This is a genomic window from Bradyrhizobium lupini, from assembly GCF_040939785.1.
Classification (GTDB): domain Bacteria; phylum Pseudomonadota; class Alphaproteobacteria; order Rhizobiales; family Xanthobacteraceae; genus Bradyrhizobium; species Bradyrhizobium canariense_D.
The window spans coordinates 2,358,942-2,380,143 of sequence record NZ_CP162553.1; the positions used below are offsets into that span (position 1 = coordinate 2,358,942).

Below are 21,202 nucleotides of genomic sequence, written 5' to 3' on the forward strand. Positions count from 1 at the left end.
TTTGTTCCGCCTGGTTCTCAGGTAACCCGTTGGAGCTGATTTTTAGATGCGCTACGCGCAACCCAAACGATGCCGAGAGGCGCGGAACCCGCGGTCATGGCCTGCCAGTCCTGCACGATGTTGGCCCGCGTTGTTTCATCGGGCAGATTGTCTGGTCGACGCGACGACCGCATGGTTGGAGTACACAGGGGAGCCGAATGAAGACAATTGAAACGCTAGAGTCCAATGTGCGTGCGTACTCACGTTCCTTTCCTGCTGTCTTCAATGGGGCGCGCGGTTCAATTATGTTCACAGAGGGCGGCCGAAAGGTCATAGACTTTCTGTCTGGCGCTGGAACGCTAAACTATGGCCACAACAATCAGCAGATCAAAGCAGCAATCAGCGACTATCTGGAGTCGGACGGGGTCGTCCACGGCTTGGACATGGCCACTCCAGCAAAAGTCGGATTCATGGAGACCTTTAGCTCTGTTATTCTTCGGGAACGGAATCTTTCCTACCGCTTTCAATTCACCGGGCCTACAGGAGCTAACGCCGTTGAAGCAGCTCTAAAGCTCTCGCGTAAAATCACAGGGCGTCACAACGTCATTTCTTTCACGAACGGATATCACGGCCAAAGCTTGGGAGCCACAGCCGCGAGCGGTAACCGCTTTTACCGTAAAGCCAGCGGGGTTCCCTTATCCGGCACAACTTTCATGCCCTATGATGGGTATCTTGGCTCCTCGTACAGTCCGGCGGATTACGTTCGAAAGGTGTTAATGGACGAGAGCAGTGGTACTGATCTCCCAGCCGCCATTCTCGTCGAAACCGTGCAAGGAGAGGGAGGCATTAACGTCGCCGGCAAGGAATGGCTGCAGTCAATGCAGGCTTTGGCAAAAGAGGTCGGAGCTATTTTCATAGTTGACGATATCCAAATGGGCTGTGGTCGCACAGGTGAGTTCTTCAGCTTCGAGTTCGCTGCGTTGTCGCCAGACATTGTCGTGATGTCGAAATCGCTGAGTGGTTACGGCTTGCCATTGTCGATGCTCTTGATCAAGGAAGCGATCGACGCATGGGAACCAGGCGAGCATACGGGAACATTTCGCGGAAACAACCTTGCACTCGTTTCTGGCAAGGCGGCATTGGATCTGTATTGGCGCAACCAGACGTTCTCGCAACAGATCCAACGCTTGGGTGCACTTATGCGGCGTCGACTCGATGCTATCGCGCATCAGCACGGAAACGAGTTTGCCGTTCGTGGACGCGGTATGGTATGCGGCTTCGATTGCAAAACGAGCGAGATCGCAGAGGCGACGTCACGGAGAGCATTTGTGAAGGGATTGATTATCGAGCGATGCGGACCGACGGATCAGGTTGTCAAGTTCCTGCCTGCACTTACGATCGCCGAAGAAACGTTGGGACAAGGGCTCGATATATTCGAGGAGTCATTGACTGAAACCTTGAAGTTGGCCCGACCAAGCTAACTTGCCGGCACACGAGAGACACTGGTCCTAGCGACAGCATCGCCGCCAACGACACTGGCGTGGGTCCTTGCTTCGCGCCGAAACGGTCAGGGGTTGTGAGGCAATAATGTGGAGCTAACGCCTGAACGCCAGCGCTGTTTGTGATCCGCTGAGTCGCTGGTGCGCGAAGAACGCCTTGCTTCCTGCTTGGTCCGCAACACGTGAGTGTGGAGCCCCCTAGGTCCGCCGAAGGCGACCTCGTTGGCAGAGCGGAGTCGAATGGTGTAGTAGGCCTTCAAAGTGCTGCGCGAAGAGTCATTGAATGACGATCGCATCTGAGCCAGTCCACAAGTGAGGAGAGTCCGCCCGCCGCTGCGATCTACCGCCTCATCCCCAGGCAAGCTCAGCTGATATTGGTCGAGAAGCCTGCCTCGGCGACGTCGCGCACGCGCATCTGACCGTGCTCTTTCACGCACTCCTGCGTTAGATCTGGCCGCCTTGGAGCATTAGGTCATGTTGCTCGAACGCAGTTGGTCATCCGCCCAAGTACGATCAACCAGGCCTCCCCCGGATGCACATAAGCGACGAGCTTCAGCTAGAGATGGTACTCCACACGCGCAGCCCGTTTCACGCCTGGCCTTGATGAGCACGTGTCCATCACACGGGTGCGGGACATTCCGCAGCTGCGGTCCAGCCGAGCCGTTTCCACCATAAATGCGGCAGCAATCACTGCGGCGACGGCTTTCGACAAAAGTCGTGACGGCAAGCCGGCTCAGGCGTGAGTTGCACGAAGCCGAACGAGCAGCTCAATTCAAAAAGGGTTGGTCCTCGGCTTTTGCTCCACAACTCGGAGCACCGATATCCGTGTGCCCCGCAGCCCGATGCCATAGCCCCCGGTTGGCGTGATCGAGTTCAGCTAACAGACGCCCCGTTAGCTTGATCACCCCGGCGTCGACGGGACCAAATGTCAACTATGCTGGGTGAACCGAAGAAGCCCGACGCATCTGCCGGGTCCGAGATGCGTCGGGCTGAGTGGGAGACTGAGTGCGACAGTCTTCCTCCCAGAGCCGCGTCTGCAACTAGCATGCCGTGCCCGCACTGCTAGCCCAGCATCTCAAACCAAATATCGGCTCTCTGCCGCACAGTTTGCCGAGGCGTACAGAGACGCTCGGCCCACGGCTAGTTCCTCAAGGCCTAACCAGTTGAGCTTATTGCCCTTCCAAAAACTCCCACCATCACCTTTCATCTGAACCAAAAATGAGGCAGAAGAAGCGGACAACGGGCCGCCGGCTCATCAACAACACATATCTAGATGTTTGGTAGATTGCAACGCGTGACTGGAATAATGGCCCCGAGCTCGCGCACGACCGAGGCAAGCGGTCGAGATCTGAGCTTAGATTTCGCGAAAGGTGCGCTCATTGTCTTGGTAATCGTTGGGCACCTGATCCAGTATGTCATCTATCGAGACGGCGGCTTTTGGTATTCGCCGTACTACAAAGCAATCTATATGTTTCACATGCCACTCTTTATGGCGATAAGCGGCTATCTTTCTTCTCGATCGTTGCTGCAGAAGTCGTTCACTCAGGCCGCCATCGCCCGTGCGACGCAGCTCTTACTGCCCATGCTGTTTTGGTGGGCGCTCATGGAGACAGCTAAGTCAGCGGCATTGTGGCGCGCGACCAGCCTAACTACCGGACTTTTGGAATTTGTAGACGATCTTGCTGGCACATACTGGTTCATCTGGGCCACGTTTGTTTCTTACCTTCTCATCAAGATACTCACCAGGCTGAGCCGCCGATCGTTGGTCATATCTGGCTCAGCGATACTGATTGCACTCGCTCCTCTGACGTTCTCCATATCACCCTTGATCAGGTTCACTTACCCGTTCTTCTGCTTGGGATTCTTGTTTGCTCAATCGAACGAACGATGGACGACTACATCGCGATGTCAGAAGCCGCTCTTGATTTTATTTCTCTCGGTCTTGACTTGCGTATGTTTTCTAGCCTGGGGCAAGGACACTTATGTCTACAATAATCTTGGACTGATTTACGATTTTCGGTCGGCCAAAAACGTGCTTCTGATGTTTGTTGGCGCTGCAGCTGCCTCAGGAATCGCCATCGAACTCTTGCTGCAATGCTGGCGCTTTAGTCACTCAACCCGAATCGCCCGCTTTATAGCTATGGAGTTGGGCCAGACCACGCTGCTGCTCTACCTTGTCCAGGGTACCGTGTTCCGTCTAATGGATTTCATACAGCTCGGAGAACTTTGGGATCTCACGACCCGGTTGATCATCGCGGGTCTGCTCGGGGCCGCAATTGTTGCGATCGCGCTAGTGGTCCGCTCGACTGTTCGCGGCGTTCCATATCTGTCTCAGCTCGTCCTTGGAATGCCACCGCGGTCAGGTCTCCCGCGAGCCAAACCCGCAATGAACTAGCTGTATGCATTTGATCGTCCGAGTACTGTTGCGATGGCATCGCCTTGTGCTGCCGCCGGAATAGCGTTCGAAGCCCGATCGCGTCGGCGTCCACCGGCCGAGCCGGTCGGCATAGAGTAACCTAACTTGCGAGTAACCATCGTCCATTTCGGCACCTTATGGCAAGGCACTCTCAACTCGTTCCGGAAGCCGACGACAACTCAGACTCCCTAGTGTTGCGGAGCCGCACGCGTCTTCAGGCCAGCGCATCGGCAGCGTCATAGACGTCCGCATATATTTCGTGCAGGTCTCCTAGTGTTACACAATATGGCGGCATCACATAGATCGTATTACCGAGTGGGCGCAGCAAGAGATTGCGCACTTTAAAGAAGGCGTGAAGCTTCGGGCCGACGCCTGCGAATGGCCGGTATCCTTCGTCTTCAGATCGAGTGCACTGTGACGGTGCCGCTACGGCGAACGTTTGCAAAGCGCGGATCGCCGCGGAATGGTTCAATTGCCTGCTCTTGCATGGTTGCGAGCGCAGCAATGCGTCTGACTTGTCTTTCCACAGTTCCAGGTTAGCCTTGGCGGCGGTACAGGCCAGCGGATTTGCCGTGGACGAACTCGAGTGAAGGAATGTGCGTGTACGGTCTCTCGAGGAATGAGCATCGAAAATCCCTATGTTCAAGGGCGACTTCAAGCGGCTGAGCCACTGTCCGAGTAGAACACATGGTCCAAGCCTTGGGGTATGAGTTTCAAAAGGAGCCGAGCGACCTCCTCGGCCGGATCATGCGTGTAGCCGGCGAAAATGACTCGCTTCAATTTGCCGGCCTGCTCGTGAATCGCGCTCACGATCTCCGGATGGCAATGGCCGTGAGTGACGACCCCACCAGGATGCGACTGCATCTATGATTCGATAATCATCCGCAGTGTGGAGTTAAGCACCGTCGCTACGCACAACCTTGGTCATCTCTTGTGAAGCGCATGCTGCGCGAATGGATGCCAGATTGGCCACCGGTTGTTTGGCTTCATGGCTGGAAGTCGCTGGAAATGAACGAGTCTTTGAAGACGACCCGTAGGCTGCCTGCCGTCAGAGGAGAAATCCAGGGCAGCCGGCCTAACCAACGCACCCGCGCGATGTCACAAATTGCGCTTTCAGTTTCAGCATTTCTTTCCCCCGATAATGCGATCCCAAGAATGTCGATCTGGCGCTTTCGAATGCCTCATTCGGCAGCAGGGAGTGATTGATGGTCCCGAGTAGCGTGCGGGCGCGGAGCACGACGGGAAGCCGCTACCCCTCGAAGATGTCGATGTAGAGTGGGCTACGGTTCAGCGGCACCATCAGCCCGCCGGCGCCTTCGATGACGAGCGGTCGCTCCCCGGCCTGCGGCCCGGTGAGCGAATCCGGGGTCGATGCGAATTCCGTCTATCTCGGCCGAATGATGCGGGGAAGCGGATATTTTAAGGCGGTAACGCTCCGGAACGATCCGATCGGCCGGAAGACCGCTCAGCCGTGCAACCAGCTGGCTATCGGTCTCCCCTTCCAACGATTCTCGCCAACGATATAGGGCAGGATCTGCGAATTCGAAGGACTTCTCTCGCCTCGCACAGCGATCTCCCGATGCGTGAACGCGACCAGCTTCGTCAGCCGTTCTTCGCTCCGGCTCGTCCTGCAGGATCAACAGAGACTCCCGTACGGCCACCGCCACCAACAGCGACCGAGCGGTCGCGAAGATGAACGGGCGACAGCGATTGATTGTGCGCAGCACGCCAGAGGCGGTGACAAGCGCGCCGGAAGCTCCCAGCGCCTTCCCGCAGGTATGAACAACGAGGAGATTCTCGCGTCCTTCATAGGCCGCCGTGAGCCCTCCCCCTTGCTCGCCGTAAACGCCCATTGCATGAGCTTCGTCGACAACCATGAGCGAATCGTGCAGGTGCGCGATCCCGAGCAGGTCTCCAAGCGGTGCGACTTCGCCATCCATGCTGTAGAGGCTCTCGACTACGATCCAGACCCGCCCGGCTCCTGCGGCGAGGCGCCAGTCGCAAATTGCGCTTTCGATAGCCTGCGGATTGTTATGGGCACTCATTCGAAACGCTGCTCGTCCCGTTCGCGCTCCTTCATGAATACTGGCGTGAACCAGCGAATCAAGGACGAGCAGGTCGTCTTGTTGCGACAGCCTTGTCAGCACAGCAACATACCCCCAATGACGGAATTCATTCATCACTCGCTGAGCAACGATGGACGCCGCAAAACTCCCAACTGGCAGGACAGGGTCTTCCCGCGTTGGCTTGTTGGGTTCAAACTTGCAGGATGGGATTTTCTCGATCAACCGGCACAATGCGCGGCCTGACGATGCTCGCATCCTCCTCGTCAAGTGACGCGTATGCAACGATACTTATCTTATCTGCGGGCATCGCCAGTCGCGCCGCCGCACCGTTTACGTCTACGGTGCCGGACCTTGTGGCGCTTCTGTCACAAACGTTGCAAAGCGTGTTCCCGTCTCGAGGTTGTACAGTTCGACGCGAACGTTAATCCGATACCGGTCGCGTCCAGCAGCGCGCGATCAATCGAGATCGAGCCTTCATAGTGCAGGTCGGATTCAGTGACCGAGGCGCAATGATATCGTTCCCTTCATCAGGACAATCTGCATTTCTTTACCTACGCTGATGGCTTGCGCGCGGCACGCCCATTGTTCTGGATGACTTAAGCGGGTCAGACATAATACCGAGCCGGGCTAGCACACTTGCACCCGGTCAACTTGCGGGTTTTTGGTCGTCAGCAACACATCGCCGACAAAGATGGAATTCGCACCGGCCAAGAAGCATAGGGCCTGGAGTTCATCAGTCATGTACTGACGCCCGGCGGCCAACCGTATGACGCCGTTGGGCATCATGCTCCGCGCGGTCGCCACCAGGCGCACCAGTGCAATCGGATCCGGACGCTCCGCCGTGAACCTCACTGGCACGCCATTCACCTCGTTCCAGAGCTTGATCCGGATGCTTTCCGGATGGTTCGGAAGATTGGCGAGCAGTAGCAGCATGCCGAAACGGTCCTCGGCGTCGTCACCGATGTCAATAATTCCGCCGCAGCAGATTTTGATGCCCGCCTGGCGCACGGGCGTAAGAGTGTCGACTCGCTCTTGCAAGGTCCGGGTAGTGATGATGCTGCGGTAGAACTCAGGCGAGGTGTCCACGTTGTGATTGTAGAAATCGGGGCCGGCGTCGGCGAGCCGTGCGGCGTGCTTTGGCGTGAGCATGCCGAGCATTACGCACGTCTCCATGCCACAATCTTTAACGGCGGCAATCATATCGCAGACCTGATCGAGGTCGGGTCCTTTGGATTGCGCCAGGCGCGGCCACGCAGAAGCGGGTCGCCCCGGCGGCCTTGGCCCGTTGCGCGGCGGCGACCACGTCAGACCGATCCATCAAGCGAGCCGCCTTCAGTCCAGTGGATACAAACACTCACATGCGCAGCTCCGGAAACTACACTCTTGCCCGCTATTGAAGGAGAAACATCGCCGAGTTGCGCGGGCCTCGCGCGCATATCAGGCTAATAGCCGGCCCGCCTTCCAGGATTTGATCGCAGCATCGAGGCACGCGCAACAACGCTGCCCGACGCGCCTCACCCAGGTCACTAGCCGATGCGTACGTAGTTGCGCCCCGTAGGTCCTTTACTGATGCGAGGATTTGGCCGCCCGCAATGTGTACCGGATCGACCGATCCGCTCTAATTCGTCACCTGGCCGATTCCTCGCTGGCGTTGTTATGCGCGTCACATTGCGTACAATAGACGAGCCGATTCTGCGGCGTGCCTTGCCGCTTTGAGAAGCGCAGCGGCCTTTGGTGCGCAGGGTGGTGCCCGCGGGCCCTTGGCGGGTCTGTGGCCGCCTAGGCTCCAGCGCCACTGCGCTCTCGATTACGTGCCGCCGCGCGACTTGGCATCGATGCGGCCGGATCCGTTAAGACATGGCACTCATCTGCGCAAACAGAATTGCCGCTTCAGACGGCCCCAGCCCGACGATGCCCACGAAGGCTGACGGAGGCATCGGAATGACCTGACGGGTCGGCCTCCAGAGATGCAGGCAATAGCGACTGTTGTTCACATACTGTGACTGAGGAGGATGCAGCTGCATCACGCATTCCTCCTGATGCCAAAACAGATCTTTGGCGAGACACATCTCCTCCCAATTTGGAGATCGCCGTGGCGTCGACACAGAGACATGCTCCCAGCCCGGACGAACGAAGCCGATGATCTTGAGCTGGCAGCCACAAGGCCCCTGCACGAAGAAGAGACCCGAAGGACCAGATCCGGGTGCGGTGGCGAACTGGCCATCGCGCACGCGTCCCGCTTCGAGCCTTTCTACAATTTGCTTCCTCACACCTCCTCCCTCTTTTGACCGATAGGGCCAAATCCGGCACCACTCGTGTTGTCCGACTCATACATCGACCGGCCGCCGCGCCAGCATGGGCAATCCCAACTACTGCGGACCATCTGCACCGAACTTAGTTGGAAGACGAACATCGGCTTTGTCCGGATCGTCCAGCGGAGAGTTTCTCCTGCAGTTTATCTTTCGACATCTGATCTTTCCTTGGATTTTCTCGTGATTCGTGCCTTCGTTGCGAACTTGCCTCATGCAGACAATCGGCACAGACATCTACGATGGTTGTCGCGGCAAGCCGGGCCTGCAGGAGCTGCTGCCGCCCCTTCGCCTAAACAAGTCCGCAAGGTATGGCGTTGGGCTAACCGTGCTTGATGCCAGAACCGACTAAAATGCCTCAGAGCAACAATGGCGGCGGAGGCCATTTGGCGCGGCATGATCCGGCGAACCGGCTAGTTTGGCGCCAAACAAACGTCATCGGCTTCAGAATGCAAAGCGATGCCAATGTATCGACAGCTCGTCAACGAGAGGCTTTGCTCTTGCGACGATCTGACGGTGGGCTTTCATCTCAGTCCTTTTCATGTCGAGCGGTAGCCGGCTTACCGCCTGAGACACCGTCAATGCGTCATCTATGTGGCCGGTCACAATGGATCCACGGCCAGGGAACGCGTGACGAAGTTTCGCAGTTCAGCCCTAGAGGGCCTCGAGCTCCAACACGGCGAGACTTCGGTGGCCGCAGTCACAGTTCGCTCCGGTAGCGATCAGAACTGCCCGTCAAGCTCGCTTCTTTGCCGCCCCTCCGCGAGGCGAGCCAGCTTGTCATATTCCTCAGCGACCTTGAGGAGCCTGCATCTAGATGTGTCGTCCTCGATCGACTCCGCTTTTAGTCGGGTCGCTTCCGCACGGCCTCGCCAATGTTTGGCGTCTGAGAATAGATTTTTCTGCTTCATGCAAAAGAGGATGCAATGTTTAGATCAAGAAAATGCGACACGGGCCCTACGTAAGATCCCGTAGGCTGGCTTTCGCAAAAGCACCTCATTTGCCGTTAGCGCAGCCACTCGCTTTGTTAATGTCCGACATGCGACAAGCCGCTGGCAAGAGACGTAAGCGCGGCGAGTAAGCTTCACTGCAATCCCTCGGTTGAGAAGGCCGATTGGAAAGGCCACGCGACCGGAGCATGATGGACGAGATTTGGCTTCACCGGCCGTTCACGCAGAATTCTGCGCGAAATGCGCGGCTCTCGACATAAATGGCTTGAATCGGACGCAGCGTCAGATTGTAGGGTCTTCTTGCGGGCGAGCGTCCACGATCGCCTGCCGATGGCTTGGGAGCGACGGCTTGCAGACGGGACGCACTTGGCTTGTGCAGCAGACATTACGGCGTGAGGGCGCCAGCGCTACCTGTCCGAACTCCAGTCAGCTTGCGTGAGCAATGTCGCGATCCGATTTCAGTTCGAGATCCTGGCCAGGGAAGGGTCGACAGATGACGCGCCCTGGACAAGCAGTCTCACTCGACCGGCTCCGCTTGGAGCAGCACGTTCGCGCGGAGCACTCAGAGCCACCAAATCGAACGATGGCCACACTCGATGAGCTTCTCGCAACGATCAGCCACGCTTGCCGTTGTCAGGACGTGCGCGCATTCTCAGGTTCACTATTCGACGATTCCAAGCAACTCACGAGATCAAATCGCGCACGCTTCCTGCGAAAGGCCGCGACTGCGTTCAAGATCGCATTTGTTCCACGATTTGAGGAAGACATCCGCCTCAAGCTAGCATCGAAATACGCCACAATATGTGATGCGCTCAGCCGGCAGTCTGGCGGTCAGGCAGGTACCGATCTTTCCAAAGCTCTGGCGGCTCAGCTCTCCCGCCTCAATGACGCACAGATGGAGCAAGTCGACTTCACATCACTTTCGCTCTTTGCGTGTTCATTTGGCCGCCATCCTGCGTCTTCCGACTGCCGCGATGGCATGATCAGAATTGCTGAAGTTTGCCGCGACAAGAGCGAGCCGCTCCAGGACCTAACCGGCGAGCACCTATCATTGCTGATAAGCGGCTTTAGCAAGTGGCCGGATCAACCGGCGGTTCGTGAAGCCGCTCTCAGGATCGCGACTGAGATTTCTTGCCGTACGCGTTCGGATGATCGCCTCTCAGCGCTCACCCCGCGGCATCTATTAATGCTCGTGAACGGCGTCGGAAAATGGCTAGGAGAGGAACGCTTTCACACGGCAGTTGTGATCATCGCAGATGAGCTTGTGCGCCGAAGCGATCGACTCTCCGATTTTACCCAGGAACAGCTGGCGAATCTGATCAGCGTCTTTAGCAAGCGGCCGGAAGATTCGAGTTGTCGCAAGGCAGCGATCGCGATCAGCAACGAACTTCTCCGCCGCTCCGATCAGCTCTCCGATTTCAGTCAGCAGCGTCTGGCTAAGCTCGTAAACGGGTTCAGCAGGTGGCCGGGCGAGCTCGCGCCTCGGCAAGCCACCGCCAAGATTGCAGGAGAACTCCTTCGTCGCGGGCTTTCCGTCGATCACCATGAGTTGGCGAGTCTGGTAAACGGCTTCAGCAAATGGACGGCGGAGGTTGCCTGTCTCGCGGCGAGCGTCGCGATCGCGGATCAAGTCATCCGTCACGCTCGCGGTGCCGAGCGCCTCTCTTATTTTCGTTACCAGGAACTCGGGGTGCTGGTAAACGGTTTCAGCAAATGGCGGCAGGACCCGAGCTGCCGCCAAGCCACAATTGAAATTGCCGGTGAAGTGCTCGCCCGCTGTGACCGCGCCGACGGCGTCTCCTGCATTACTGAACAGGCACTGGCGAACCTCGTAAATGGGTTCAGCAAGTGGCCACAACAGCTGTCTCTTCGCGACGCGACGGCTGCGCTCGCCCGGGAGGTCGTTTACCGTGCCCGACGGGCCGGTCAGCTCTGTGATTTTACGCAGCAAGGACTGGCTATTCTGTTGAACGGCTTCAGCAAATGGCCAACGGAAATTCCGCTGCGCGAAGCTAAGACTGCGATCGCGCACGAGGTCCTTTCTCGGGCCTGCCGTTCCGACCGGCTTTCTCATTTTACGCGTCGAGCACTGGCGATCCTCGCCAACGGCTTCAGCAAATGGCGACAAGAGGAGATCTCTCGCCATGCGACGGTAGCCATCGCGCAGGAGATTCTTCGCCGCACTTTCCAGGTTTGTGATTTTAGCGAGCAGGAGCTTGCTCAGCTCATGCGTGCGTTCAGTCACTGGCCGAAAGAGGTCACCTCTCGCGAAGTCGCAGTCGTGATCTCCGAGGAAGTCCTGCGCCGCCTCACCGGGACTGCGCGTTTCACCGAGCAGGAGTTCGCATACTTGGCGAATGGGTTAGCCAAGTGGCCCGAAGTGGCGATCTGTCATCGAGCCGCTGCGGCTATCGGCAATTGGACAGCGCTAGGTGACCGACGACGAACACCATGTCATGCGGCGGTTTGAAGCGAACGGAACACGGCTGCACACCGCTCGTAAGACACGAAGGGCTGCGCTGCTCCAAAGGACGATAACTGAATGCAGGATCACGCGAGCAAGCGGCGCGACCAACGGCACCACACTTTTAGGCGCGAGGCGATCGTGATAGGCGACGAGATGGGCTCGCAACCTCGTTCAGCGGGGCGGATTTCTTGTCGTACTTTCAGCCATCGAGGCAATGATCCACGCGTAGTGAGTAGCGAGGTTTTGACGGGCGGCACTATGTCGAATGGTACATTGAACGGCCGCGGCAGATCTCTGCAGATGCTCGGCGCTCTGCGTTCAACGGCGTTTCTAGAAAAGCACGGAGGCGGCGTCATCGCCGCCGCTCTCGGCAGAGATGCATCGAGTGTTCGCTCACGCCGCAGCCCTTTCTGTCGGATTGCTTCCGAGCCCGCGTCCATCGTGTTTTTCGGAACGGCAACAGCGCCTCCAGAGTGCAGTGGCTTCTGCAGCTTTGGATGCCAAGCAGTCGCTCAACTGACGACCATGTAGCGCGAGCTCAAACCACAGGGAACTCTCTATTTATGCTCTGCCAGAAATGTCACAGAGATAACTGGTGCGAGATCGCAATGCACGATCCCTGGACCGGCCGACCAGTGATCACCTGCAACACTTGCGGCGAGTATGCCGAGTACAACAGCCTCCAGCGCAAAGCGGCTCACGCGATCATGGCAGCTACCTTGGCCTGTAGCGTGAGCATAGAGGACCGGCGCGATCCCCGGGTGGTTGCTGATAGGATCTTGGATGCACTGGAGAATGCCGGCCTAACAGTCGCTCGCGCCTCAAAATGAATGGGGAGGAGCGCCGATCGGCGCCGTCTTCCGACGCATGACGACCCCCACATGGATCGAAACCGCAATGATCGTTGACCTGACGCGGCCTGCACCTGACGGCGCCTTTCGAGGTCCATCGTCCAAAGTTTGTCTGGAACGGCAAAGTCACTGCTTAGTGCCTTCACGGGAACTGCACTCATTGACCAGAATAACCGCTGCCAATGGATCTCGTTTCCCATTCTGCCCAGCCGCGCCAGCCCCGAGAAATCCCGGGAAACAGCCCCACCCCAGACCGTGTAGCGGGAGAGCTCGGCCGGATAGACGAGGCGCCAATTCGCACAGATGCCACAGAGCATCCTCGCCATGGACGCTTGATTCGGCCGGCGAGCGCGCTCCTATTCCATGGACCTCACAAGAACTTCATTGACACGCGTGCTCGCTCGTTGCCACGAGCAGCAGCCTCACCGCCGCGGCGTGGCTATGCCGGGTTGGGCAGACCCGGCTGCGCAATTCCGCGGAGGACGAATAGCGAAAGCCAGCCGCTTTGGCGCAGCGCCTCCCGCCCTCCTCCCGTCGCGGCTGGCTCCTGGCGTGAGATATTCCCGCAATAACCGCGCAGGGGATTGAAACGTACGTAGCGTCAGATTGTAGAGTGCCCCTGCTAAGTGGCTCCAATCTTCAGTCGCCCTCGAATTCCTGTGGACAAAAGCGGAGCAAGCCGATCGCGTGTGATGAGGGGTGTTCTGCCAAAGCGGCTGAGGAATCGCGCTGAGTACGAAGGGACGCTGGTCCTGTTCTGTCTACGCAAATCGCCAAGTCGCATGAGGTCACGATTCCCCAGATGTAAGAAGGACCAATCCAGCATTGGAGACTTCGAAATACGGTTGCGAGCGCCAAGTGCCAACGAGCCGCTGCGAGATTGATGCGCTATCCTGGAGCGGTGATGTGAGAAGACCCGACGGATCCAACACGGTGTTGCTCGTCGACCATTGTGAGGGCCAATGTCGGGCAATTGTTGGCTTCAAGAATGGCGATCCTGGAAGAGCGTATATGTGCGGGGAACCAATTGTGACGGGACTGCGCCAAAAGCCGTCATCATGGTGCGCTTATCACCATGTCCGAATGCACGTCATGCCATGGTCGGACGGACGCGCCCGTCCTTGAATGAAAGCAGACTAGATGACACTGATTGCGGCAGCAAGAGAGCTGCCGCTAGCTCCGCGAGCTGGCCTGCTCGGGATGCAGGCCTGACGATTGCCCCAGGGCCGACGCCGATGCAGGCAACGAGCCCTTTAACACCCCGACGAACGAGCATTGGAAACCTCATGTGATCGCCTTGGAACGGAAATGATGTGGAACTTTAGACACGCGAGCGATCGAAGATTGATCTCGGCACCTTGATTGAGCGCTACGCGGCGTTCAAACCCGATAAGCCAGCGATCCATTTCGATGGCGCGCCTCTAAGCTCACGCCCCTTTTGGCGCATTCGAGCAGGCGGCGCGTGCTTGAACAGCCCGAGTCGGCTCCCTCCACGATCAGCTCATCCCGCGTGTTTCTGCCGTGGGGCTGCAATATGCGCGCCTTCACCTTTGCTTGTCCGACCACCAACACGATCGTCCAGGAATTGATCGATGATACGGACTGCGCGACAGAGAACAACTTTCAAGGCTTTGCTTGCCCGGCTTGCTCGCAGTCGCACTGGATGAACAGCAAGACTAGAAAACTTCTAGGCAAGGACAAGGAATGAGGGACACTCCCTGGCTCGACGCCCAAGCTGAGCACGGAGAGACTGTAGAACGCTTCTCGGCCAAATGGTCTGCCACCTCTTAGCTGCCCCGCAATTCATTGGGCGCACCCAAGCAATAGAGAAGCGCCTGACGAAGGCCGAACAAACTCTGCCGAACTACAAACTTTCGTATAGTCCTCCAAAACCTTTTCGACGCGGAGGATTTACCTCCATACAGTTGAGCAATCGACGCAATGCCTGTAGAGGGTCCACACTTCGGCAGTTCGAGAGCGTGACGCTTCCACATCTGAAGAGCCAGACGCGATTGACCTCGTCGATTGGAGAATGACATTAGCCTGCGCAGAGGAATCATTTGTTAAACCAAGAGAGCAAACGGCGGGTCGCTCTAATCACCGGCGTGACCGGCCAGGACGGCGCCTATCTTGCTGAATACCTGTTGTCGCTCGGCTACATCGTGCACGGCGTAAAACGGCGCTCGTCCTCGTTCAACACCGCACGGATCGATCATCTCTACCAGGACCCGCATCTCGGCAATGTGCCGTTCCTGATGCATTACGGCGACATGACGGATTCGACCAACCTGATCCGTCTCGTGCAGCAGATCCGGCCGACCGAGATCTACAACCTCGCCGCCCAGAGCCACGTCGCCGTCAGCTTCGAGAGCCCGGAATACACCGCCAATGCCGACGCGATCGGCGTGTTGCGCCTGTTGGAAGCGATCCGCATCCTCGGGATGGAGAACGAGACGCGGTTCTACCAGGCCTCGACGTCGGAGCTCTATGGCCTCGTGCAGGAGGTCCCACAGAAGGAGACCACGCCGTTCTATCCGCGCTCGCCTTACGGCGTGGCCAAGCTCTACGGCTACTGGATCACGGTGAACTACCGCGAAGCCTACGGCATGTTCGCCAGCAACGGCATCCTGTTTAATCATGAGAGCCCAATCCGCGGCGAGACTTTCGTCACCCGCAAGATCACCCGCGGCGTCGCCCGCATCGAGCTCGGGCTGGAGCAGACGCTCTATCTTGGTAACCTCGAGGCCAAGCGGGACTGGGGTCATGCCAAGGATTATGTCGAAGGCATGCACAAGATCCTCCAGGCCGACAAGCCGGACGATTTCGTGCTCGCCACCGGTGAGATGCGCTCGGTGCGAGAGATGGTCGAGCTTGCCTTTGCCGAAGTCGGCCGCCGTATCGAATGGCGCGGCAAGGGCATCGACGAGACCGGCGTCGATACCAAGAGCGGCAACACCGTACTCCGGATCGATCGCACCTATTTCCGCCCCACCGAGGTCGATCTCCTGGTCGGCGATGCCAGCAAGGCGCGCAAGGTACTCGGCTGGACGCCCAAGCGGACGTTTGCCCAACTCGTCGCGGAAATGATGGCGAGCGACCTGGCGGATGCCAAACGGGATGTGGCCAGTGGCAAACGCACCATTTGAGCTGAAGGGCAGAAGCGTCTACGTCGCCGGCCACCGCGGCATGGTTGGCAGTGCGCTGGTGCGCCGGCTGGGGCGGGAGGACGTGAATCTCGTCACGGTGGACCGGCGCGACGTCGATCTCTGCAACCAGGCCGCCGTGTTCGACTGGTTCGCCAAGACGCGGCCAGAGGTGATCTTCGTTGCTGCCGCCAAAGTCGGCGGCATTGTCGCCAACGACACGCTGCGTGCCGAATTCATCTATGACAACATCGCGATCGCGGCGAACGTGATCCATGCCGCGTATCTCAATGGCGCCGAGAAGCTGATGTTTTTGGGCTCCTCCTGCATCTATCCGAAGCTGGCGCCGCAGCCCTTGCGCGAGGACACGGTGCTATCAGGTCCGCTGGAGCCGACCAACGAGCCCTATGCGATCGCCAAGATCGCCGGCATCAAGATGGTGGAGGCCTATCGCAGCCAGTTCGGCAGCGACTTCATCAGCGTGATGCCGACCAATCTCTACGGCCCCGGCGACAATTATCATCCCGAACTGAGCCATGTCGTCGCGGCGCTGATCCGGCGCTTCCACGAGGCGAAGGTCGCGGGTGCCAAGAGCGTTGCCGTGTGGGGCACCGGCACGCCACGGCGCGAATTCCTCTATGTCGACGACATGGCCGACGCCTGCGTGTACCTGATGAAGACCTATTCGGGAGCAGAGCTGATCAACATCGGCACCGGCGAGGACATCACCATCGCCGAGTTCGCGCGCGTCGTCGCAGAGATCGTCGGCTACAGCGGCGAGATCGCCTTCGACACCTCGCGCCCCGACGGCACGCCGCGCAAGCTGCTCGACGTCAGCCGCCTCGCAAAGCTCGGCTGGCGCGCGAGGACATGGCTTACAGATGGAATGCGGCAGACCTACCAGGACTTCTTAGCGGTATCGGCCAAATCGGACAAAAGGAGAGAATCATGCAGCTGTTAGTTGCTGACGGCGCTCATTGTCCGATTCCCAGAAAGTTGCTTCAGATCGTCTGGCGACTTCGATTGGGCTTCCGGTGTTGCTTTGAGCTCGCGCACGCCGAGTGACGCGTGCGCGATGGAAGGCCGGCGCAACTACACCGGTCGATAAATAGCGAGCGAATTGGTCAGGCGCGTCTTGCGAGACGCTCTGTTTTGAAGTTGAGGTAAACTGGTTGCCATGTGCGGAATTGTAGGCATCTTGGGGCGCGGTCCGGTCGCGGATCGCCTCATCGATTCACTTAAACGACTGGAATATCGCGGCTACGACTCAGCTGGCATCGGAACGCTCAAAGGAAATCATATCGAGCTTCGACGCGCCGAGGGAAAGCTGAAAAACCTTGAAACACGTGTTCGCTGCCATCCGCTTTCAGGCCATGTCGGGATTGGGCACACGCGCTGGGCTACTCATGGCAAGCCAACCGAACACAACGCTCATCCGCATGCAACGGACAATGTTGCAGTCGTCCATAACGGCATAATCGAGAATTTCCGGGAGCTGCGCGCGGAGCTGAAGCAGCATGGCGCCTGTTTCGCCTCTGAAACAGACACGGAGGTGGTGGCGCATCTCATCGAGTCTTATCTGAAGAATGGCAGCTCGCCGCAGGAGGCAGTAAAAGCGTCGCTGCCGCGGCTAGTGGGCGCGTTTGCGCTTGCAATTCTGTTCAAGGGCCGACACGACCTCATGATCGGTGCGCGCAAGGGCTCACCACTCGCGATCGGGCATGGCGAAGGCGAAATGTATCTCGGATCGGATGCTATCGCGCTCGCTCCCCTTACCGGCTTGATTACCTATCTTGAGGATGGCGATTGGGCTGTGCTCAACCGGAACTTCAGCGTGGTCTACGACGCACAAGGCACAGTCGTCCGCCGGGAGGCGGTGACCTCTGGCGCATCGTCGGTTCTCGTCGGCAAAGCACACTACCGCCACTTCATGGCGAAGGAAATCCACGAACAGCCAGAGGCGATCGGGCAGACGCTGGCGCATTACGTCGATATTGCCCGCGAGAGCGTGGCACTGCCGCAGGAGCTTCCGTTCGACTTCAATGAGATCGGACATATCTCGGTCACGGCTTGCGGTACGGCAGGCTACGCCGGCCACATCGCCAAATACTGGTTCGAGCGGCTGGCTCGTATTCCGGTCGAGCTCGATGTCGCCTCCGAATTTCGGTATCGTGAGGCACCGATGCGCCAAGGAGATCTTGCTATCTTCATCTCGCAGTCCGGCGAGACCGCCGATACGCTGGCCGCGCTCCGCTACGCCAAATCGCAAGGTCTGCATACCCTCTCGATCGTGAACGTACTGAGTTCGACCATTGCGCGCGAAAGCGGGACAGTGTTGCCGACATTCGCGGGGCCCGAAATCGGCGTTGCCTCGACCAAGGCGTTCACATGCCAGCTCGTCGTCCTGGCGGCGCTTGCGGTCGCTGCCGGCAAGGCCCGCGGTGAATTGTCGGAGGGCGACAGCATCGATCTGGTACGCGAGCTGATCGAAATTCCTCGGCTCGTTTCAGCGGCGCTGGCCAACGAGCCGCAGATCGAGAAGCTCGCACGCGACATCACCAAATCGCGTGACGTGCTATATCTTGGTCGCGGCACGTCGTTTCCACTGGCCATGGAAGGGGCACTGAAGCTGAAGGAGATATCCTATATTCACGCCGAGGGCTATGCGGCCGGGGAGCTCAAGCACGGCCCGATCGCCTTGGTCGACGAGAGTGTTCCCGTAATTGTCATCGCTCCTTCCGACCGGGTGTTCGAAAAGACGATCTCGAACATGCAGGAGGTCGCTGCACGCGGTGGCAAGATTATCTTGATAACGGACGCTAGGGGAGCCGCAGACGTGTCCATGGATTCACTCGCGACCATTGTGCTGCCGGAGATGGGTGCGACATTCACCTCGATTGTCTATGCGATTCCGGTGCAGCTCCTAGCCTACCACACGGCCATCCTCATGGGCACGGACGTCGACCAACCCCGAAATCTCGCGAAATCGGTTACCGTCGAATAAGGCAAAGCGATGCGACCTCGGTTGTCGTGGTCAGATTCCGAATGCGCAAGCCGCGGTCAGATCGACTCCCTATGTGCCGCCCAGTTCCAGGCCCCGATGCCACCGCGAGGCTTGTGCCTGTTCTTGCCCTGTTTACGGAGACGCCGGGTTTGGACCGCATACGAACCGGAGCGCCACTCGAAGTACGAGGCGCGCCTCGCTCGAAGACAACGTGGCTGTTTCCAAGCATGGCCATCGGCGCCGCGCTTGATCGCCAGCGCGCTCACAAAATCCTATCCGGCGAACCTCCGGTTAACTTTGAGCATATCGACATCGCTGGAGATCGGGCGAGATAATAGCGCAGTTCGGCCCCAATCGCAGGCTCGCGAGCTGTTCTAGCACGACATCTCACGGAGCTCCTCGCTGCGGCTCGTATGCCACCGGTTTCGCCCTTCCCCTTTCACTGCATATCGGTACGTTTGATGAGAACTTCGGGCACGCCACAGACAACAACCTTGTCGCCGACCTTGGCGCCGAGAATTGCCCGAGGGTTCAGTAGCTTGAGAGCCACTCCTGCTGCACGAGCGGAATAACGAGCGAAAATTGTGAGGGTTTGCGGCAATTGCCGAAAATATGCCGGAAACGTCAGGCGCTTACGGCTTGGTCGGTAGTGCCCTGATGGCCGATTCGCGGCCATGAAACTGCACGCGGCTGCGGTGAGATTTTCTCCGGAAGCGGCCATTTCAAAATCGAGAGGAAACTCGCCATGTCACCAGCGCCCATTGCGCACGCCTCAAATGCCAAATCGCGCCTTGGCGCCATCTTACGTGCCACGAGCGGCAACTTCCTCGAGCAGTTCGACTTCTTCTTGTTCGGGTTCTACGCCAGTGCCATCGGAAACGCGTTCTTTCCATCAGGAAGCGAAACCGCTTCACTGCTTAACACCTTCGGTGTGTTCTGGCTGGGTGCCTTGATGCGACCTGTTGGTGCGATCGTGCTTGGAGCCTATATTGACCAGATTGGCCGTCGGCAAGGCCTGATCATCACGCTTTCGATCATGGCCATTGGCACCATCATCATCGCCTTTTGTCCGGGCTATGCGACGATCGGCATTGCCGCACCTGCGATCGTGCTGTTCGGACGGCTGTTGCAGGGCTTTTCTGCCGGCGTTGAGGTTGGTGGTGTTTCCGTTTACCTCTCCGAGATTGCCACTCCGGGCAACCGCGGCTTTTACACATCTTTCCAGTCCTCAAGCCAGCAGGTTGCGATCTTTGTCGCGGCTCTTATCGGATATTTTTTGAGCGAAGCACTTCCGGCCGAAATGGTTGCCGCTTGGGGCTGGCGGATCCCGTTCTTCCTTGGCTGCTTGATCGTACCGCTTATCTTCTTCCTGCGCCGGACGCTGGAGGAAACTCCGGAGTTTCTGGTCATGAAGAACCACCCAACGGCCCGCGAGGTCTTTGCCTCCACACTTGCGAACTGGCGCATCGTCATTCTCGGCATGATGATCGCGATGCTGACGACCACGACATTCTATTTCGTGACGGTGTACACGCCTACGTTCGGCAGGCACGTATTGCAGTTGTCCTCGCAGAGCACGCTCTTGGTGACGCTTTTGGTCGCGGTGACGAACTTCATGTGGAACCCAATTGGCGGCGCGATTTCCGACAGAATCGGCCGGAAACCGGTCCTGCTGACCATTGCCGGCCTTGCCTTGGTGACTGCATATCCAGCGTTGTCTTGGCTTGTAACGGACCCAAGCTTTGGCAAGATGCTGATCGTTGAGATGATGTTCTCGTTTTACTTTGGCACCTATAGCGGCGCCATGTTGGGCGCTCTGGTCGAAATCGTGCCGAAGCACATTCGCACAACTTGCTTTTCTTTGGCGTTCGCACTCGCCGCGGCTCTGTTTGGCACGTTTACGCCGCTTGCATCGACTTGGCTGATCGACCGGACAGATGACAAGGCGTCGCCCGGTTTCTGGTTGATGTTTGCGGCTTTGCTCGGCATTATCGCCGCGCTCACGATTTATCCAGGAAACACCAAGAGAGTTGCGAAAGCCGTTGCGACCCGAGCGGCCTAACCCGGCGGTAAACGCGCAATTTACCACGCGTTAGCACGCGCGCCCGCGGGACGTTGGGGGCCCAAGGCTGAACTGAAGTTGGTGCGCGACTATCCCTGCGGTGATTTTCACGATGATGCGCGGCCGTTCTGCCGATCACGGTTCTTCCTATGTGATCTGGGGCAGTGTAGGGACGAGCTGGCGGTGATGTTGACCGAGAAAGGCTGAGCTTATCAGCCAACCTCGATTCCGTCCGGTGGTCGGACGGTGCGCTGCCCGCACTTGCAGTCGCGTGAAACACGGCGGATTTCGCGCGAGGACTGGGATCCGTCGCGCGAGCTCCACGCTCTGATATTCTGTGCGGCCGCCACAAAACTCGAACGCGCACATCGTCAGGCTGCGTGAATTCCCCAGCGGAATGGTCGTCTCGCAGGTAGCGACAAACGTTAGCGTAGCGGGCCGTCTTGTATCCTGGTC

Annotated in this window: 10 protein-coding genes and 5 pseudogenes; 8 read left to right on the forward strand and 7 right to left on the reverse strand. The window is 58.2% G+C overall.

The annotated features are described in order from the left end of the window. Positions 1–197: 197 nt before the first annotated feature. Both ectB and nolL read left to right on the forward strand, forming a co-directional pair. Positions 198–1,460, forward strand: coding sequence for a diaminobutyrate--2-oxoglutarate transaminase (ectB, locus tag AB3L03_RS11450; RefSeq protein ID WP_368508607.1), 1,263 nt, complete (start codon positions 198–200; stop codon positions 1,458–1,460). A 1,291-nt stretch (positions 1,461–2,751) separates the two neighbouring features. After that, positions 2,752–3,873, forward strand: a complete 1,122-nt coding sequence (nolL, locus tag AB3L03_RS11455; RefSeq protein ID WP_368508608.1) for a nodulation factor fucose acetyltransferase NolL — start codon at positions 2,752–2,754, stop codon at positions 3,871–3,873. A 235-nt stretch (positions 3,874–4,108) separates the two neighbouring features. On the opposite strand, the pseudogene AB3L03_RS11460 reads toward nolL, so the two are convergent. The 6 genes and pseudogenes from AB3L03_RS11460 to AB3L03_RS11485 form a co-directional block, all read right to left on the reverse strand. Further along, positions 4,109–4,884: pseudogene (locus AB3L03_RS11460) on the reverse strand (aminotransferase class III-fold pyridoxal phosphate-dependent enzyme). After that, positions 4,881–5,387: pseudogene (bioD, locus tag AB3L03_RS11465) on the reverse strand (ATP-dependent dethiobiotin synthetase BioD); the annotation flags it as partial. The pseudogenes bioD and AB3L03_RS11460, both read right to left, overlap by 4 nt. Positions 5,388–5,401: 14 nt before the next feature. Further along, positions 5,402–6,053 (reverse strand): annotated as a pseudogene (locus AB3L03_RS11470) (aminotransferase class I/II-fold pyridoxal phosphate-dependent enzyme); the annotation flags it as partial. Between the two features lie 97 nt (positions 6,054–6,150). Beyond that, positions 6,151–6,503, reverse strand: a pseudogene (gene panD, locus AB3L03_RS11475) (aspartate 1-decarboxylase). A 4-nt stretch (positions 6,504–6,507) separates the two neighbouring features. Beyond that, positions 6,508–7,307: pseudogene (bioB, locus tag AB3L03_RS11480) on the reverse strand (biotin synthase BioB); the annotation flags it as partial. A 503-nt stretch (positions 7,308–7,810) separates the two neighbouring features. Further along, positions 7,811–8,230: a hypothetical protein gene (locus tag AB3L03_RS11485; protein WP_368508609.1), complete on the reverse strand. Its 420-nt coding sequence runs from the start codon at positions 8,228–8,230 to the stop codon at positions 7,811–7,813. A 1,572-nt stretch (positions 8,231–9,802) separates the two neighbouring features. On the opposite strand from AB3L03_RS11485, the gene AB3L03_RS11490 reads away from it, so the two are divergent. The 5 genes from AB3L03_RS11490 to glmS all read left to right on the forward strand — a co-directional run bounded on the left by AB3L03_RS11490 (position 9,803) and on the right by glmS (position 18,684). After that, positions 9,803–11,689 (forward strand): hypothetical protein, encoded by a 1,887-nt coding sequence (locus tag AB3L03_RS11490; RefSeq protein WP_368508610.1) that lies wholly within the window; start codon positions 9,803–9,805, stop codon positions 11,687–11,689. Between the two features lie 2,310 nt (positions 11,690–13,999). Then, complete coding sequence (locus AB3L03_RS11495; RefSeq protein ID WP_143274169.1) at positions 14,000–14,245, forward strand: hypothetical protein; 246 nt, start codon at positions 14,000–14,002, stop codon at positions 14,243–14,245. 352 nt (positions 14,246–14,597) lie between these two features. Beyond that, positions 14,598–15,683, forward strand: a complete 1,086-nt coding sequence (gmd, locus tag AB3L03_RS11500; protein WP_368508611.1) for a GDP-mannose 4,6-dehydratase — start codon at positions 14,598–14,600, stop codon at positions 15,681–15,683. Continuing rightward, positions 15,664–16,641, forward strand: coding sequence for a GDP-L-fucose synthase family protein (locus tag AB3L03_RS11505; RefSeq protein ID WP_368508612.1), 978 nt, complete (start codon positions 15,664–15,666; stop codon positions 16,639–16,641). Before gmd ends, AB3L03_RS11505 begins: the two co-directional genes overlap by 20 nt. A gap of 216 nt (positions 16,642–16,857) precedes the next feature. Then, positions 16,858–18,684, forward strand: coding sequence for a glutamine--fructose-6-phosphate transaminase (isomerizing) (gene glmS / locus AB3L03_RS11510; RefSeq protein WP_368508613.1), 1,827 nt, complete (start codon positions 16,858–16,860; stop codon positions 18,682–18,684). Positions 18,685–19,123: 439 nt separating this feature from the next. Here glmS and AB3L03_RS11515 read toward each other — a convergent pair whose 3' ends face one another. Continuing rightward, positions 19,124–19,405: a hypothetical protein gene (locus AB3L03_RS11515; protein WP_368508614.1), complete on the reverse strand. Its 282-nt coding sequence runs from the start codon at positions 19,403–19,405 to the stop codon at positions 19,124–19,126. A gap of 24 nt (positions 19,406–19,429) precedes the next feature. Here AB3L03_RS11515 and AB3L03_RS11520 point away from each other — a divergent pair, with 24 nt between their 5' ends. Then, on the forward strand, positions 19,430–20,746 hold the full coding sequence (locus AB3L03_RS11520) for an MFS transporter (RefSeq protein WP_368508615.1): 1,317 nt from the start codon (positions 19,430–19,432) through the stop codon (positions 20,744–20,746). The last annotated feature ends 456 nt before the right edge of the window (positions 20,747–21,202 follow it).